This is a genomic window from Flavobacterium sp. (genome assembly GCF_047602195.1).
Classification (GTDB): domain Bacteria; phylum Bacteroidota; class Bacteroidia; order Flavobacteriales; family Flavobacteriaceae; genus Flavobacterium.
This window is the reverse complement of the sequence record NZ_JASGHW010000004.1, coordinates 946,998-964,318: the sequence shown is the minus strand read 5'-3', so window position 1 is coordinate 964,318 and position 17,321 is coordinate 946,998. Positions and strand designations below refer to the sequence as shown.

Below are 17,321 nucleotides of genomic sequence, written 5' to 3'. Positions count from 1 at the left end.
TTAAAATTTGTTTTGGATAAATTAAAAATCGTTCTATATTTGCAGCCGCTAACAACAAGCACGGTACCTTAGCTCAGATGGTAGAGCAATGGACTGAAAATCCATGTGTCCCTGGTTCGATCCCTGGAGGTACCACTGAAACCCGAAACAATTGTTTCGGGTTTTTTGTTTTTACCTATGCATTACTTATATATACTTTACTCGATATCGGCCGATAAGTTCTATGTTGGCGAAACTTATAATGTTTCAGAAAGAATTGCCAAACACAATGAACATCAATACGCCAATTCATTTACAAAAATTGCAAATGACTGGAAACTTGTACTCTCATTTGAATGCCAAAATGAACAAGAAGCGAACTATCTAGAGAAGTTCATCAAGAGAATGAAAAGCAAAACATTTATTCAAAAAATAATTGACAAGCCCGAAATTTTAACCGACATCTTATCCCAAAGATAATATGTGTCCCTGGTTCTCCCGACGCTTCGGGACTGGAGGTACCACTGAAACCCGAAACAATTGTTTCGGGTTTTTTGTTTTTACCTATGCATTACTTATATATACTTTACTCGATATCGGCCGATAAGTTTTATGTTGGCGAAACTTATAATGTTTCAGAAAGAATTGCCAAACACAATGAACATCAATACGCCAATTCATTTACAAAAATTGCAAATGACTGGAAACTTGTACTCTCATTTGAATGCCAAAATGAACAAGAAGCGAACTATCTAGAGAAGTTCATCAAGAGAATGAAAAGCAAAACATTTATTCAAAAAATAATTGACAAGCCCGAAATTTTAACCGACATCTTATCCCAAAGATAATATGTGTCCCTGGTTCTCCCGACGCTTCGGGACTGGAGGTACCACTGAAACCCGAAACAATTGTTTCGGGTTTTTTGTTTTTACCTATGCATTACTTATATATACTTTACTCGATATCGGCCGATAAGTTTTATGTTGGCGAAACTTATAATGTTTCAGAAAGAATTGCCAAACACAATGAACATCAATACGCCAATTCATTTACAAAAATTGCAAATGACTGGAAACTTGTACTCTCATTTGAATGCCAAAATGAACAAGAAGCGAACTATCTAGAGAAGTTCATCAAGAGAATGAAAAGCAAAACATTTATTCAAAAAATAATTGACAAGCCTGAAATTTTAACCGACATCTTATCCCAAAGATAATATGTGTCCCTGGTTCTCCCGACGCTTCGGGACTGGAGGTACCACTGAAACCCGAAACAATTGTTTCGGGTTTTTTGTTTTGCTCTTTTCCCATTTCTTTATTTGGGCGTTGCCACAGGCCCGCGCTTTACTCTGCAATCTTTTACGCTTCACTGCGTTGCGCTGTAAAAGGATTTCCGTTGCAATCGCTAACGCAGGCACCGTCAATCCAATTAATTATTTGATTCTGAAATCGAACCTCAAACTTAAAATAATGTTAAAGCAAATTATCCAGTTAGGATTCCTTACTAATTTTACATCGTAATTTAAAAAACATCCATTATGAAAGTAGCAGTATGGGATACTTATGTAACCAAAACCGACGGCAAGATCATGCATTTCGACATCCTCGCCCCTGACCACCTCAATGACAAAGAACAGATTTACGCCTACGGCAAACAATACCTCGCGACCAAAGGACAGCAAAACAGCACCCTGACCGCGAAGGAATGCCGTTTCTGCCACATCGACCAGGCGCCGGCAGAAATCGAGGCGGCCATCGAAGCCAACGGCTATTACATCATCGAAATGGAAGGTTGCCAGAATTAATGGAACCGATCCGGATTCATGTGCTGCAGCACGTCGCCTTTGAAGAACCCGGCTGCATCCAAACCTGGGCCGATCAGAACCGGCATCCGCTTTCGGTGACGCGGCTGTTCGAAGACCATACCTTGCCCAAACCCGACGATTTCGATTGGCTCATCGTCCTCGGCGGCCCGATGAGTGTCAATGAAACCGATGTTTATCCGTGGCTTGATCCCGAAAAAAGACTGCTCAAAAAAACCATCGATTCGGGAAAAACGGTCATCGGCATCTGTCTTGGCGCCCAGTTGATCGCCTCAGCGCTCGGTTATGCGGTCTACCGCAACAAGGAAACCGAAATTGGATGGTTCCCGATCCAGGCCGAAAGCGACAGCCTGTTGTTCAATGGCACCAAATCGTTCACCGCTTTCCATTGGCACGGCGAGACGTTCGACCTTCCGGCTTCGGCGCAATGGCTGGCCTCGAGCGACGCGTGTACGAATCAGGCTTTTGCGATGGATCGCGTTCTGGGTTTGCAATTTCATCTCGAAGCCACCGTGGATACTGTCTCAAAAATGGTTACTTTTGGACAGCATGAATTGGTTCCCGGGAACTACATCCAATCGGCTGCGGAAATTCTGGAAAAAACCGAATTGCTCGAGGCCAACAACGAGCGGATGTACCGCATCCTCGATCATTTAGCCACAGGAAAACATGTCCATTTTTAACCTCCATACGCAAAACCACGACCTCGAGCACAAGATTGCCGCGGGTTTGGAACGCCTGTCCCAGGTATTCAAAACCTTGTTGTGGGAAAAGGCGAAAACGTATGGGCTCAGTCCAATCCAGATCCAGTTGCTCATTTTCATCCGGTACCACAGTCCCGAAAAGACGACCGTGAGTTACCTGGCCAAGGAATGCAATGTGACCAAATCAACGGTCAGCGATGCGATCAAGGTACTCGAACAAAAAGGACTGATTGCCAAGACAGCCGATGCTTCCGATTCGAGAAGCTACACGATGGCACTGACCGGGACCGGACAGCAGATCGTTTCCGAAACCGAGGACTTTGCCGACCCGATTGCCGCAGCGTTGTCTAAAACCGATGCTTCGGAAAAGGAAATCATCTGGAAAAACCTCTCGGGTTTGATTGCAAGCCTGAACCGGGCGGGCGTGATCAGTGTGCAGCGCAATTGCCAAAGCTGCGTCCATTATGCCGAAAATGGAAACAGGGCGTTCTGCAAGCTCTTGCAACTGCCGCTCGAAACCAAGGACCTGCGCATCGACTGCCCAGAGTTTGAACAAGCCGTGTAAACGTTCACGGTATTTCATCAAAAAATATCGCTTTCGCGGTATTTGAAAATTTTCATTTACATTAATTTATATCAATTATTTGATTTACAATAGGTTAAATCAAAGGCATGTCTATTGTCTTTTCGCAACAACATTCATTAATCCTAAAACACAACACACATGAAAAAAGCATTTTTTTCCCTGAGCCTCTTTTTATTGGCCTATGCGAGCTCGTTTGCCTGCGACAAATGCAAAAACTACGACAACCACAACTTCAAGATCAAATCGGCGTCGGTCAGGCACGATGCCAGCCTCGGCGTGACGATTTGGGAAATCAAGGTCGAAGGCCAGGCCGGGGCCACAACACCCAAACCCGCAGGAAGCCTGAACGGCGCCCCAGTTTTGGGTTATGTTTTTCCGACCACACTACATCCGAGCGATGTGGGTTTCAACAAAACCGACGGTATTCTCGCGCTTGCACTCACTTCGCATCCCGATTTCGACGACAGCCCGCTTTGGGATGAAAGTGCCGACGGCAATTACGACAACGATGGCATCGTCTGGCATCCGCACTGGGTGGTTCTGGTCGAGGACAAACGCGTCGGCGGCGGTTATTCGGTCAAGGAATTCAAGAAAGACGACAAGAGTGTCGTGCTGCCCAAAATCAATCCGGGCATGCCGATGTACATGGACAGCCCGGGTTACAACGTCGTGACGCAAAACAACGCAATCCGCGTGATTGTTCCCGATTACCGCATCAACAACAAAACCGATTTCAAGTTTGACGCGCTGAGCTGCTATATGGAAGTCAGCACAGGCGAAGGCGGCAGCCACGAAGGCGCCGGACCTAAACCGATGCTGGGCGTCTACAAGGTGTACCACATCGCCAGCGGCAACCTGTCGCTTCCGTATTCGGTTAAAAAATAATCTCTCTTTTTGGGTACGGCCGGGCGCGCAACTTCCTTCCATATCTAGCCCGGCCGTTTTAAAAAAATCATAATTCGGCTGCTTTCCCGACGCAAATCGCTAACTTTAGTTCTCTAATCCAATGGAATGAAGAACTACAGGAAGATTGTCATCGGCGTGCTTATTGTCATCACAGCTCTATTTTTATTGGGCATTGGCGTTAATTGCTGGATCAAATACCAATTGCCCGAAATGCTCGCGCAAAAAAACAAATCGCCGTACGCCATTACCTATAAAGACCTCCATTATTCGCTCATCGACGGTTACATCAAGGCCAAAGAAATTACCGTCGCACCCAAAGCGGCGATCAAAGAAAACCAGACCAAGAAAGGCATTTACGCTTCGGTCCATTCGGTCGAAATCAAGGATTTTTCGATTTGGAGCGTGTTGTTGGGCGACCACATCAGCGCACGCAGCATCACGGTGACGAGTCCCGAAATCATCCTGTACAAATCGAATGAAAAGGTCAACCCCAAAAATATCCGACACGAGGTGGTGGCGCCTTTTGAAAAAGTCATTTCGGTTTCGGATGTGTTCCTGTACAACGGGGACGTCAAAATCATCTACACCAAAACCGACAAGGCCATCCTCAATGCGGCCAACATCAACATCCAATTGGAAGGCATTGCCGTAAACGACCAGACGCTCGAAAAGAAAATCCCGTTCTCGTTTGAAAAATACAGCTTCCGTTGCGACAGCCTGTATTACCGCGCCAATCCGTTTTACCATTTTACGACCAAGCAGATTGCGGCGACGCATACCGATCTCAAAATCCACAACTTCAAGATGATTCCCGAATATTCGCGTCGCGAGTTCGTGCGCAAAATCGAGAAGGAAAAAGATTTGTTTGTGGTTTCGGCCCAAGACATCCACCTCAAAAACCTCGATTGGGGATTTGAAAAGGAAGTGTTGTTTGCCAACGTCGGTTCGGTCAACATCGACCAGGCTTCGGCTGATATTTACCGCAATAAACTGCCCGAGGACGACCTCACGAAAAAGCCTTTGTACAACAAATTGTTGCGCGATCTCGATTTCAACCTCAAGGTCGATACGCTCAACGTCCGGAATTCATTGCTCGCCTACGAAGAAGAAAAATCATTCGACAAAGGTTCAGGAAAACTCATCTTCAGTCAGTTTAATTTGACGGCGACCAACATCCGCAGCGGTTTCCGACAAAAGAAAATGGAAGATTTGAAGATCTCGGTCGATTGTAAATTCATGGATGCCTCGCCGATGCACGTCGACTGGCGCCTCAACGTACTCGACAAAACCGACGGTTTCCACATCAAAGGCACCATTGCCAATGTCGATGCCGAACGCGTCAATGCCTTTTCGAAACCGTACATCAACGCGACGACCGAAGGCAAACTCAACAAAGTCCTGTTCAATTTTACCGGAAATGACGAGCGTTCGTATGGCGAATTCGCACTGCAATACGACAACTTCAAGCTTGTGGTGTACCAGAAAAACGACCGCAAGAAGAAAAACAAATTCCTGACGGCAGTGGGTAATTTATTCGTGAAAAACGATTCCAAAGGCGAAATCAAGGGCACCAAGGTCGAGGTCGAACGCATCCCCGAAAAGTCATTCTACAATTTCTTCTGGCGCAACATTGCCGAAGGTCTGCTCAAGATTCTTACCTAGGAATTTTCGGTTCGGGTACGTTGGTCGTATCGGTTGCGGGATCGATCGGTTCGGGCAAAGGCTGTACTTTGGGTTGTGCCTGCGGTTGGTATTGGGTTTCTTCCAAATCTTCCGATTTCCTGCCCAATTTGACTTTCGGATCATCCTTGGTCCCAGTAATGGTCATCGGGATACCGATGATGCCCAGTGGCGGCAATCCCAAACGCATCTTGAGGTTGAGCGCGCCATCGAAACTGGTCTGGCCTTCGATTCTTGGACGGAAACCGGCGACCTTGAACTTGAACCGCTCAATCGTAATGAGGTTGTTTTTGATCGTCGTCTTGATGTCGACTTTCGAAACATCGGGATTCTTGATCGCCTCATTGTTGGTTTCCTTGCTCACGGCGCCAAACATTTTGAAACCCATCATTTTGACTTTGCTGACCGACAATGTTCCGCCGCCAATCAGTGACGGATAAATCGGCTGCATATTGCCGTCGAGTTTTCCGGCCACTTGGTAATCGAGTGAAATGATGCCTTCGGCATTCTCGGCCGCCGAGGCCATTTCGCGGAACAATTTGACTTCGTTGTAGGCGCGTTTGATGTCGAAATCCTTGGCGGCTATCTTGAAATCGAAATCTGCGGTCGCCGCCGATTCGGGTTGGTAGCGTGCATCGAATTTGACGTTGGTGCCAATCAGGTTGAAACCGGTTTCCTTTAAAGCGAGCTGGCCGTTTTGGACCGTCAGGTTTCCTTTGGCCTGTTCCATGGCGAGCCCGTCGAAGTTGACTTTCTGTACATTTGCCGTAAACTGGATGTCTAAATTTTTGGGGATTTGGATGATGCCATTGTTGCCGTTTTTGGCCACAGCCGTACTGTCGGAAGCCGATGGCTTATGCTGTTCAGTGGCCTGCGTCATGAATTCATCGACGTCGATGTAATTCGCCTCGAGCGCAAATTTCCCCTTGAGGATTTCCTTTTCCGAAAGCACATAATTGATCACGTTCTGCATCTGTCCGTTCATCTTGAAATCGGATTGGCCGTAAACCGCGGTGAAATCCCGGAAATCCATTTTGTCCTGGTTAAAGACAAACAAACCTTGCTTGATCACAAAAGGCTTGGGAAAATATTCCGAAGTCGTGCGGATATTCTGGAGCGCCAACGTGCCTTTGTTGTTGAGTTTTTCATATCGCCCATTTGTCGCATCGCTTTGCTTTCCTTTGAACGCGACATCGGCTTTGATGTATCCTTGCAGGTCGAGTCCTTTTTTCGAGAAAACCTTATAGACTTTTGCGACATCGATTTCACCCTTGGCCTTGATGTCGTAGGCCACGTCTTCAAAGTTTTCGAAACTTGCGTTGAGTGCGAACGGCTTGCCTTCAAAATTGAATGAGGCCGGACGGATCACGAGTTTGGTGTCTTTCAAAGCGCCGCTGCCATTGGTCAATGCCGCGACAACATTAATATCTTTGATCGGTGTCGGATAATAAATCGATTGTACCGAGCCGTTTTGCAGCGAAAAATTCCCTTTGGTCACCGGGAAAATATTTTGCGTCTTGTTGTATTTTCCCTTCGAAACGATGTCGGCCTTGAGCAAACCTTTCAAATCCATGTTCTCGATACCGAACGCCTGATCCATCTTCTGCAAATCCATCGAAGCCTGGATGCGCGCATCAACCTGCGGGGTTTGCAATCCCGCCGATTTGACAATGGCCTTGAAATAATCCTTGCCCACATCGAAATAGATCGAATCGAGGTTGACCTGCAGTTTTTCGGTGTCGAGCGACGGCAACTTCGTGTCGAAATTGAGGTAGATGTTCGAAACCGGGAACGGCGCGTTGGTGTATTCGATTTCGCCTTCGCGGATTTTCATGTTGAAGGCCAGATTGGGCTTGCGGTTTTCCGAAGCGATGTATTTGCCCGAAAGCGAAAGCGCGATATCGGTACGCCCCTTGACCTTGGTTTTCTCGAGCCAAGTCACATATTGCGGTGGCAAGGCGGTAAAGAAATCGCTGAGTTTGCTGTCTTTCGAAGCGATGCGGAAATCGAGATCGTAACCGTTTTTGAGGAAATCGAACTTGCCCGTAAACTCGACCGGAAGTTTATTGATTTTTAAATTGTTGTGCTGGAACACAAACGCCAGCGAGTTCGTATTGATTTTGGTGATGAGTTCTGCCTTGACTTTTTTATTCTTGAGGTAATTTTCGCCGCCGAACGCAAAGTCGAGCGAGTCGATTTCGGCTTCGGTCTCAATGTCGAAAATCGCCTGATCTAGGTTTCCCTTTCCCAAATAATTGAATCCTTTGGCATCGATGAGCATTTTGGCCGATTGGTCGTTGTAAACCAAGTGGCTATGGCGGATGTCGATCTTCTCGAGCTTTAGCGAGGTTTCCGAATTGTCGCTGCTTTCCGATTTCGAATCGGAAACATACACGTTGTAATTGGCTTCGCCGCGCTCGTTGACCTTGACGTTCATGAGCGCATTTTCGAGAAAGATCTTGTCGATGTGGATCTTGCTGTCAAACACCAATGACTTGAGGTTGATCCCGAACGCGATTTCATTCGCCGACACCAGCGTTTCATTCGCATACGGTTTCGAGCCCTTGAGCTTGAAATCCTTCAAGGTCAAGGTCAGCGATGGGAAATGGCTGAAAAAAGACAGGTTGGTTTCACTGAAACTGAGCTCGCCGTCGAGCCGCTCGTTGGCAAAATCCTTGACGCTTTGCGCGATTTGTCCCGGAAACAAAATCGGCAGCAAAAACAACAGCAACAGCAATCCGCAGCTAACGATTGCTATTCGTTTTAAGACTTTGACCACCGTGGCTTTAACTGACTTTTTCATGGCGCGAAATTAACAATATCAACGGTTCTAACAAAAGAAACGATACAAAAAGAAAAAAGCCCTTCCGGTTGTGGAAAGGCTTTTTAGAAATAAAATTCAACTAACTCAAAATTTTATTGCTTGATCAGTTTGATGGTTTGGCTGCGGTCGGTCGCATCGGTGAGTTTCACCAAATAGACGCCGCTGGTCAAATCGCTCACATTGTATTCGTACTGGTCGGATTGCGGACCGAAGGTTTTCACCAATTGGCCGGCTACCGAATAAATCTCCAATTTGTTGACGTTGGTATTGACCGTAAAATGGGAAGCCGACGGATTCGGATACAGGCTGATGTTCTTCCTGGTTTCGAACTGGTCGGTGTTCAAGGTCACCGGTTTGTTGCCATACACCAAAAATTGGCCCGGCTGGATGCTGATCGTTGCCGACGTACTGGTCACGGTCAATGGCGTATTGTCCATGAGGTTGTACCAAGTTCCCGTATACGGAAAATCGGGCGTCACACTTTGTACGGCTACCGAATAATTCGACAACACGACCACATTCTTCAATTGCGTGCTCGGCAAAGCATCGTCGTAAATGTAGATGCGTTGTCTGACGTTGTTGCCGTTCGGGCTGATGGCGTAATTGCCCTCGAAAACCGGCTCCTGGATTTTGATCGCGATCAACTTGGCCCAATCATTATAAACCTTGGCGCGGTTCACGTTGGCGAGCCAATTCTCGCTCCATTGCGGCTGCGGCTTGGTGTCGAGTTTGCAATCGCCCGGCGTCGGATCCGATTCGGTGTTGACCGATCCGTTGTTGCAGGTGTAGATCGAAAGCTGCATCCCGAGATCGGCAAAATGCCAGATCATTTTCGGGCCCGGAACCAATAATGAAGTGGCTCCCACAGTCGACATCCTTGTCAACGAATTGTTCAGGTTGTTGAACGGTGGCGCGGCTCCTGCAGCATTGCCATAAGTCATGGCGCTGTACATGATTCTTTCCTTGTCGTGGCTTTCCGGATAGCCCATCACCCTTTTGCCATTGAAACCGGCATGGGCAGTGTGCCCGATCCTGGTGATGTCGCCACCCACGGCATAACCGCCCGCGAGTTGGCTGTAGGCATAGGTCATTTCGGCCCACATCATGACCCCTTTGCTTGGGTTTTCGGTCAAACGGTAATTGGCCCATTCCTTTTCCTCATTGTCCGCGCCCAAGTGTTCGAAAATCACATAGTGGTTCGGGTCGAGGCTCCACGAATAATCGGCGTATTCTTTGAGGACATCGACACGGTCCTGCTGGTAAGAACCCGTACAACCCTCATCGCCACTGGTACAATTCTGGGTAAATCCTTTGGTCAAATCCCAACGAAATCCATCGATGTGGAAATCCTCAACCCAATGCTTGACGACGCGTTTCACATAGTTTTTGGTTCTGGCCTGCTGGTGGTTGAAGTCGTTCCCAACACCATACGCATGCGTGGCGGTTTGGTTGAAATAAGGGTTTTCCGAACTTGGTCCGCCCCAGCCGTCGCCATCGGGATCGTTCATCCACATGCGGTTCATCGGATTGCGGCCGAAAGCATGGTTGAGCGCCACGTCGAGGATCACGGCGATGCCGTTCTGGTGACAGAGGTCGATGAATTCCCTGAATTTGTTTTCGGTACCGTAGAACTTGTCGAGTGCCATGTGGAAAGCGGTGTTGTAGCCCCAGCTTTCGTTGCCTTCGAATTCCATGACCGGCATCAGTTCAATCGCATTGATCTTGAGGTTCTTGAAATAATCGATGCGGTTGATCAAATCCTGGAAATTTCTATTCACGTCAAAATCGCGGATGAGCACTTCATAAACGACGAGGTCTTCTTTTTTGGGTTTGACGAAATTGGTCACCTGCCAATTGTAAGGCGTCTGCCCGGTCTGCAAAACAGTCACTTCGCGTTCCTGTCCGGCCGGATAAGCCGGCAGGTTTGGATAACTCGACGCCGGGATGTATTGGTCGTCAAAAGGGGACAACACCAAAGTCGAATAAGGATCGGCGGTTTTGACCAAGGCCGGGGAATTGGCAATCGGCGTGGCATCGACCACCCAATATTGGTAATGGTAAATCTGCCCCGGGGTTAATCCGGTCAGTTCGAGCCAGAATTTGGTCGACGATGGGTCTTTCTTCATCGCGTAGCTCGTATTCGGCTGGTAATTGTTGAAACTACCGGCGACATAGACGAAATCCTTATTCGGCGCATCGAGCACCAGGGTTGCCTTGGTCGCATCGCCCGAATTGTAATTGATGCCATCGAGTAAAGATGCTGACGGCAATGCCTGCGAAATCGTACCCGGATTGATCATCACGGCAAATCTTCTGGTGAAAGACGTCGCGCCCTGCGTGATTTGCAGTTCATAGGACTTGTTGGTCGTGATGTTCGTATCGGTGAAATTGTACGATGAACCACTGGCCGTATTGATGCTGACGCCATTGGCCAACAGGTTGTAATTGGCACTGCCATTGGTATTGCTCGCCGAAATATTGAGATTTTGTCCCGAATTGATGATTGTGGTGCTGTTGAGCGCGGGTGCATTGAGCGTCGCCTGGAAAGCCCCTACGTTGAGGAAAAAATCGGAGGTCTGTTGCGCGCCATCGGCCGATCGGAACACCACACAGATTTGTGTAATTACGGCCGAGGTCGAAACCCCGAAATAAGTATACAAATCTGGCGAGATGGTCAGCGATTGGCTGTTGCCCGAACCACTCAAGGCCGGTTGCAAGGTATTGTTCCCCCAGTTTCCGATGACATTCTGCCACAGGTTTCCGTTGACGGTCAACCCGATGTGGGCATAAACCGTACCGTTGTAAGTAGCCAGACCAGTACCGGATTTATTGAAATTGATGGTAACCGCCTGGTTGGCTTCAGGAATCGTAGGCACGGTGGTAACCTGTGCAAATCCGCTGATGGCAAACAGCACAAACAAAACGGTCAGGATGGTAATTTTTTTCATTATGGTATTTTTTGATAAAAAAGGGCTGTAAAGAAACAGCCCTTTTTAAAAGTTTAATGCATTTTATTGCGGTGTAAGCGTGTAAGTGTACTCTCTTGGGTTGCTCAAATCAAGCACGATCAAGTAAGTTCCCGCTGTGGTTCCAATGTTTTGGCCGCCGTATTCGAGCGATCCATCTGCGCCACTGTCACCAAAATTGATATCCCATGCGCCGTTGGCCTTGAATTTCAAACCATTGTCCGGTGCCGCCTGGGTAGTCAATGTGGCCACGATAGACCAAGTTTTGGCTACTGGATCGTAAGTCATTGGAAGCATGCCATCCCATCCGTTTGTCGTAGCATTACCTGCGATTCCCCAAACAGTTGGTGTTGCAGAATAAGTCAACGCATCGGTGTCGGCTTTCACATAATAGTACCCGGCTGCTGTAGTACAGTTTACTTCGCCATCAGCTACCAAAGTGTTGGTGAATGTTCCGTCGTCACCCCAGTCCAAAGTACCCCAGTCAAAAGTTCCATCCGGTTTTGGCGAAAGGAATTTGTATTCGCCATCGAGCCACATATAGCCTTCGTAATCGGTTTCGCCGAATCCTGAAGAAGCGAGCAATGGTGCAGTTGGCGGAGACCATCCTTGGTGGTTACCCGGTACGGCAATCGTTGGATTTTCTGTGGTGTAAGGCGTAATGGTAACCGTTACCACGTTTGAATAACCCACTACCGCGTTGATTGACGTTCCCAAAGTCGATTTTACCCTGATGTCTACGTCTGCTTCGGTATACGGTGCAAAATTCGCTGCAATCAATTTCCCGTTGAGTTCAGCTACAGTCAGCGACAAGAAACGGTTGTTGGTAACGCCTGCTTCGATGATGTTTTCGAAGTCGGTTCCAGCCGCTGCCATTTCTACTGTGTAAGATGCTACCGATGGAACACCGTTGTTGACTTGATCCCAAACCAAAGACATTGCGAGATTGTCTTGATTTTGTGGGGTCAATACGAAATCTGAATCTGGTGCCGGGCTTTGCAGATTAAAGCTGGTTCCCGGTGTGATGTTCGGATCGGTATCGTTTTCACAAGCGCCCAATGCGACCAGCATAAAGGCAAAAATTGAGGTTCTTAATATATTTTTCATTTTTAATTAAGTTTAATGTTAGTAACCAGGATTTTGTGTCAAGTTAGGATTGGCCTGTAAAGCCGACAATGGAATAGGGAACAAATTGTAAGTGCTCGAAATGGAAACGCCGTCTTTTACGCCGCCTTTCCACGGCCAGAGGTAAGATCCTCCGGTGAATTTGCCGAAACGGATCAAATCGGTTCTTCGGTGTCCTTCGAAAAGTGAGCTCACGCGCTCTTTCGTCGAGGATGAAATCGAGCGTCAGTTGCGCTTCAGTAATCGCACCGGCGTGTGATCTGTTTCTCACGTCATTGACATAGCCAAGCGCTTCGCTCATGCTGCCGCCCCCGCCTCTCAAAATAGCTTCGGCGCACATCAAATAAGTGTCTGCCAAACGGTACAATGGGAAATCAGTTCCCGAGAAAACCGTAGCGATTGAAGGTGATGCAAAATTGGTGTTTCTGAATTTTACACTTGGATAACCATCGGCCCAAGCTTTGTAATCGGTCATTTCGTAGCTGTGCCCTGATGTCCAGAACAAATGCGCGCGATCGTCCGGAGAAGCTGCAAGTTCTGCGGCATTGGCTCCGAATTTACCGTACCAGGCTTTAGTAGCGCGGTGTCCTTGCCATGCATTGGCACCGCCTCCCGGGTTTCCAAAATCGGTTGGTGTCATGGTCACATCGCTCATACTTCCGTTGACCAAATAAGTCGTGTTGCCATAACTTTGGCTCACCAATGCGTCAGCGATCAATGGATAGATGATTTCGTTTTTGGCATCGGTTACATTGTTGTCTGCAGAAAACACGCTTACGATGTTAGGAGCCAAACTGTAACCCCCTTCGTCAATGACTTTTTTGGTGTACGTGTAAGCGTCATTCCATCTTGCCGTTCCAGTATACACCTGTGCATTCAGGTACAACTTGGCGAGCAACATTCTCACCACCGCTTTGTTGGCGCGGCCGTAACCAATGGTTTGTGGAATAGTGTTCTCGATCGCGAGCAATTCAGACTCGACGTAGTTGAACATTTCCGTACGTGAAGCTTGTGGTTTTGGCACCCCGCTTCCCAAATCTTCTTCGGTTACAAGTACGCCTTTTCCGAAACAATCGATCATGTAGAAATAAGCCAAGGAACGCAGGAAGCGCAATTCGCTTACATATTGTTCTTCATTGTCGACATCCACACGACTCAAGACCGCCAAAATGTTGTTGCACTGTGGCACGGTGTAGTAAACCCTATTGTAGAGGTATCTGAAGAACTTGTTGTTCTCATCCCAACCTGAAGTCGTGGTCAACTGGTCGAGTCCGTTATCGCCCCAACGGTTTTTCATCCCGTCTGCAGAAAACTCCTGCAGGTTGATGATGCCGCGCAGAAATGGCGATTCTCCCGGGTCGTCAGAAATGTCGGAGCTTCCCGGCCCTGTAGGTCCCGAAAGTGCAAATGCGCCGTACATTTTGGACATCAGTCCGTTGATGGCATTTGGGTCCTGCGCCAAAAGTTGGTCCAACGTCAACTCTACTTTTGGTTCCGTATCGAGGTCGCTCGTACAACTGCTTAATAGTAATAAGGATAATCCAAGCCCTATTATATTAATTTTAAATTTTTTCATGGTGTATTTTTTTTAATTAAAAGTCAAGGTTTACACCAAAAGTGTAGACTCTTGGCCTAGGATAAAAGTTGTTGTCCATTCCGTTGAAGTTCTCCGGATCCTGTCCTGAATAATCGGTGATGATGAACAGGTTGCTTGCCGAAGCATAAAGCCTCAAGGTTGATTTTCCAACAAACTTATTGAATTTATAACCCAACGTTACATTTTCGCAACGCAGGAAAGAAGCGTCTTCCAACATGTAATCAGAGAATTGGGTCACCCCATCGTTGAAGTTGGTAATGATCGGGCCATTGTCGCTGTTGTTGATGTCGATGATGTTGTTGAGTGAACCTGCCGTTCCTGCATCTGCCCTGTCGGTGAAACCGGCCACCAATTTCTTGGTGTTGTAGGTTTGGCCGCCCACTTGGCCCCTGAAGCTGCTGGACAAATCGAAGTTCAGGTAATTCATGTTAAATCCGAAACCATAGGTCCAGTTTGGACGCAATGCTTTGTAATAACGGTCTTCGTTGTTGATTTTCCCGTCTCCGTTCAAATCGGATACCGCCCCGATGATGGCTTTCCCGTTGCCATCATACACTTGTTGGAAAACCCAAGCAGAAAAAGGCTGGAAACCAACACCGTGGTAAGCCAAAGTTACGTTGGTTCCGGTAGGCAAATTACCGTCTTTGGCGGCGATTCTGGAGATGCCTTTCAAATCGGTCACTTCGGCATAATTGTACGCCACGTTACCGTTGAACGACAAGTTAAAGTTGTCTTTTTGGATGGCGTTGATATCCAACGCGAGTTCGAAACCTTTGCTTTCGATTTCACCCACATTGCTTACAAAAGTATCCGACAAACCTTGACCCGGAGGCAAAGTATATCTCGACAAAAGGTCTTTGGTGAAGCGCTTGTAAATATCGAAGCTACCGGTGAGGATGTTTCTTTTGAAGAAACCAAAATCAAGTCCGGCATTCAATGTTTCTGAGGTTTCCCAAGTTACGTTTGGATCGTAGTTCTTGGCACTGTAGAGGTTTACGCCTGGGAAATATTGGCTGGTACCGCTTCCCACTTCAAACAATGGACTCGATGGGAAATAGCCCACTTCGCCGCTAATGTCTGAGTTACCCGTTTTACCCCAACCGATTCTCACTTTGAGGTCTTGTACCAAATCGACATTTTTGAGGAATGATTCTTCTTTTACTTTCCACGCCAAGGCTGCCGACGGGAAATAACCCCATTGGTTTTCACTGCCACGGAACAATGAGGAAGCATCAGTCCTGAAAGTACCGGTCAACAGGTATTTGCCAAACAAGTCCATATTTACTCTTGCAAAATAAGACTCGAGCACCAATGGATTGTAGTAACGGTCGTTCGCACTGTACACGCGTTCGCGGATTCCTGTAGCATCCGGGTAACGGTATACTTCTTTGTTTCCGTCATTGACGAAACTTTGATACGAATAACCGGCAGTCACATCTAATTTTTGAAGAATCTCTCCGAACGATTTGTTGTAGTTCAAATAAGAATCCCATGTTTTGTTAGAGAAAGTTTGGTTCTCCAAGTAATTTTTTCCCGGATTAAACACAAAATCGGTCGCACTGTTCAAAGTACGATAAGTCGCGATCGCATTGTCGTAATAAGTTTCACGAATTCTTGATTCGGAAGCATCAAGACCAAGGTTGAGGACCGCGCGCAGTTCAGGCAGGAAATGGAATTTGTAATCAAATTCGATATTCCCCAAGAAACGCAATACGCGTTCCGGTCTTCTGCGTTGCTCCAACACCGCAACCGGGTTCCATGCCCCGTCGATCGTATTGGAATTGGTCAGGTTGGTCGGCTGGTAATAGCCGCCAAATTTTTGGTCGATGGTATAAATTGGCTTGGTCGGATCCATATTGACTACCCCGCCGAGCGAACCATCATTGTCGATGGCATTCTTGTCTGAATAAGAACCTTTGGCATTGACATCGATTTTCAAATGATTGTCGAAGAACGTAGGTGTCATTTTCAACGCGTAGCTGAAGCGCTCATAATCACTTGTCTTTATCAAACCTTGTGTATTGTTGTAACCCAACGAAAAACGGAAAGGAATTTTACCATAAAGATTAGCCCTTGCACTGAAGTTATGGTCAGACGATATCGCCGTACGGAAAACCGCATCCTGCCAATCGGTGTTGTACAAGATACGTCCTTCAATGGCCTCTGTCGCGGGATTATCAATTGTTCCCGTGCCGTCAGGAATACCCAACTCATCGAGGTGGTCCGGATGATAGGTCCGGATGAAGTTCGTGTATTGCTCCCCATCCATCATGTCGAGCTTTCTGCCCACTTTGCTCATCGAAACATTGGAGGAATAATTGAATTGTGGCGTTCCTGAAGTTCCCTTTTTAGTGGTGATAATGAGCACCCCATTCGAAGCCCTCACCCCGTAAATGGCCGTAGCCGATGCATCTTTCAAAACAGAAACACTTTCCACATCGTTCGGGTTGATCAATGTTAACGGGTTGCTGATCCCGGCCGGATTGTCGGCACTGATTGGCACACCATCGATGACAACCAACGGCTTGTTGCTGGCCCCCAAAGAGCCTCCGCCACGAATCCTGATGTTTGGATCGGCATCCGGGGAACCGCCCGAATTGGTAATTCTTACGCCCGCCGCCTTACCAGTCAATAACTGATCGACCGATACGATGGCGCCTTTGTTGAAATCCTTTTCCGTAATCAAGGCCACCGATCCGGTCGCATCCTTTTTACGGACAGACCCGTATCCGACCTGAACCACTACTTCGCCCAACACATTAGCTTCTTCTTCGAGGCTAACTGAAAGGTTTTTTTGTGCGTCATAGGTAACGGTGAAACTCTTGTAGCCGAGATAAGAAAAAACTACCACATCACCCTTTTTTACAGGCAATGAATACTTTCCATCAAAATCGGTTTGGGTACCCGAAGCCGAGCCCTGAATTACCACATTTACCCCCGGAATGGGTTGTTTTGAATTTTTATCGACTACCGTACCGCTTAAAGTGTTCTGAGCCAGCACACTAAAAGGAAGCAGCAGTAATAAAAATAACAACTTTTTGTAAATTGTTTTCATACATTTTGTTTAAGTTAGAATTAGTTTTTTGAGCTTATACTTTATACTTCGAATGTTAAAAATAGTTAAAAAACTGT

13 protein-coding genes, 1 tRNA gene and 1 pseudogene are annotated in these 17,321 nt (G+C 47.1%); 9 read left to right on the top strand and 6 right to left on the bottom strand.

Annotated elements, in window-relative coordinates:
• Positions 1-62 precede the first annotated feature (62 nt).
• The 9 genes from QM717_RS10395 to QM717_RS10355 all read left to right on the top strand — a co-directional run bounded on the left by QM717_RS10395 (position 63) and on the right by QM717_RS10355 (position 5,659).
• Positions 63-135: transfer RNA gene (locus tag QM717_RS10395), tRNA-Phe, on the top strand.
• A 42-nt stretch (positions 136-177) separates the two neighbouring features.
• Positions 178-459 (top strand): GIY-YIG nuclease family protein, encoded by a 282-nt coding sequence (locus QM717_RS10390; protein WP_415037405.1) that lies wholly within the window; start codon positions 178-180, stop codon positions 457-459.
• An 86-nt stretch (positions 460-545) separates the two neighbouring features.
• Positions 546-827 (top strand): GIY-YIG nuclease family protein, encoded by a 282-nt coding sequence (locus tag QM717_RS10385; protein ID WP_415037405.1) that lies wholly within the window; start codon positions 546-548, stop codon positions 825-827.
• Positions 828-913: 86 nt separating this feature from the next.
• A complete protein-coding gene (locus QM717_RS10380; protein WP_415037405.1) occupies positions 914-1,195 on the top strand; it encodes a GIY-YIG nuclease family protein in 282 nt (93 codons plus the stop codon).
• A 321-nt stretch (positions 1,196-1,516) separates the two neighbouring features.
• Entirely contained in the window at positions 1,517-1,783 is a 267-nt protein-coding gene (locus QM717_RS10375; RefSeq protein WP_415037404.1) for a DUF2024 family protein, read from the top strand.
• On the top strand, positions 1,783-2,484 hold the full coding sequence (locus QM717_RS10370) for a type 1 glutamine amidotransferase (RefSeq protein WP_415037403.1): 702 nt from the start codon (positions 1,783-1,785) through the stop codon (positions 2,482-2,484). Before QM717_RS10375 ends, QM717_RS10370 begins: the two co-directional genes overlap by 1 nt.
• Positions 2,471-3,070 carry a MarR family winged helix-turn-helix transcriptional regulator gene (locus QM717_RS10365; protein ID WP_415037402.1) on the top strand — a complete coding sequence of 200 codons (600 nt, stop codon included), beginning with the start codon at positions 2,471-2,473 and terminating at the stop codon, positions 3,068-3,070. The genes QM717_RS10370 and QM717_RS10365 overlap by 14 nt, the downstream gene beginning before the upstream one ends.
• Before the next feature lie 159 nt (positions 3,071-3,229).
• Positions 3,230-3,976: a hypothetical protein gene (locus QM717_RS10360; RefSeq protein WP_415037401.1), complete on the top strand. Its 747-nt coding sequence runs from the start codon at positions 3,230-3,232 to the stop codon at positions 3,974-3,976.
• A 126-nt stretch (positions 3,977-4,102) separates the two neighbouring features.
• Positions 4,103-5,659 (top strand): hypothetical protein, encoded by a 1,557-nt coding sequence (locus QM717_RS10355; RefSeq protein ID WP_415037400.1) that lies wholly within the window; start codon positions 4,103-4,105, stop codon positions 5,657-5,659.
• Here QM717_RS10355 and QM717_RS10350 read toward each other — a convergent pair.
• The 6 genes and pseudogenes from QM717_RS10350 to QM717_RS10325 form a co-directional block, all read right to left on the bottom strand.
• Positions 5,652-8,480, bottom strand: coding sequence for an AsmA family protein (locus QM717_RS10350; RefSeq protein ID WP_415037399.1), 2,829 nt, complete (start codon positions 8,478-8,480; stop codon positions 5,652-5,654). The two genes, QM717_RS10355 and QM717_RS10350, sit on opposite strands and share 8 nt — an antisense overlap.
• A 113-nt stretch (positions 8,481-8,593) precedes the next feature.
• Positions 8,594-11,449: an alpha-amylase family glycosyl hydrolase gene (locus QM717_RS10345; protein WP_415037398.1), complete on the bottom strand. Its 2,856-nt coding sequence runs from the start codon at positions 11,447-11,449 to the stop codon at positions 8,594-8,596.
• Between the two features lie 63 nt (positions 11,450-11,512).
• Entirely contained in the window at positions 11,513-12,574 is a 1,062-nt protein-coding gene (locus QM717_RS10340; RefSeq protein WP_415037397.1) for a SusE domain-containing protein, read from the bottom strand.
• A gap of 18 nt (positions 12,575-12,592) precedes the next feature.
• Positions 12,593-12,787 carry a RagB/SusD family nutrient uptake outer membrane protein gene (locus QM717_RS10335; RefSeq protein WP_415037396.1) on the bottom strand — a complete coding sequence of 65 codons (195 nt, stop codon included), beginning with the start codon at positions 12,785-12,787 and terminating at the stop codon, positions 12,593-12,595.
• A 52-nt stretch (positions 12,788-12,839) separates the two neighbouring features.
• Positions 12,840-13,889: pseudogene (locus tag QM717_RS10330) on the bottom strand (RagB/SusD family nutrient uptake outer membrane protein); the annotation flags it as partial.
• A 295-nt stretch (positions 13,890-14,184) separates the two neighbouring features.
• On the bottom strand, positions 14,185-17,244 hold the full coding sequence (locus QM717_RS10325; protein WP_415037395.1) for a SusC/RagA family TonB-linked outer membrane protein: 3,060 nt from the start codon (positions 17,242-17,244) through the stop codon (positions 14,185-14,187).
• Positions 17,245-17,321 lie beyond the last annotated feature (77 nt).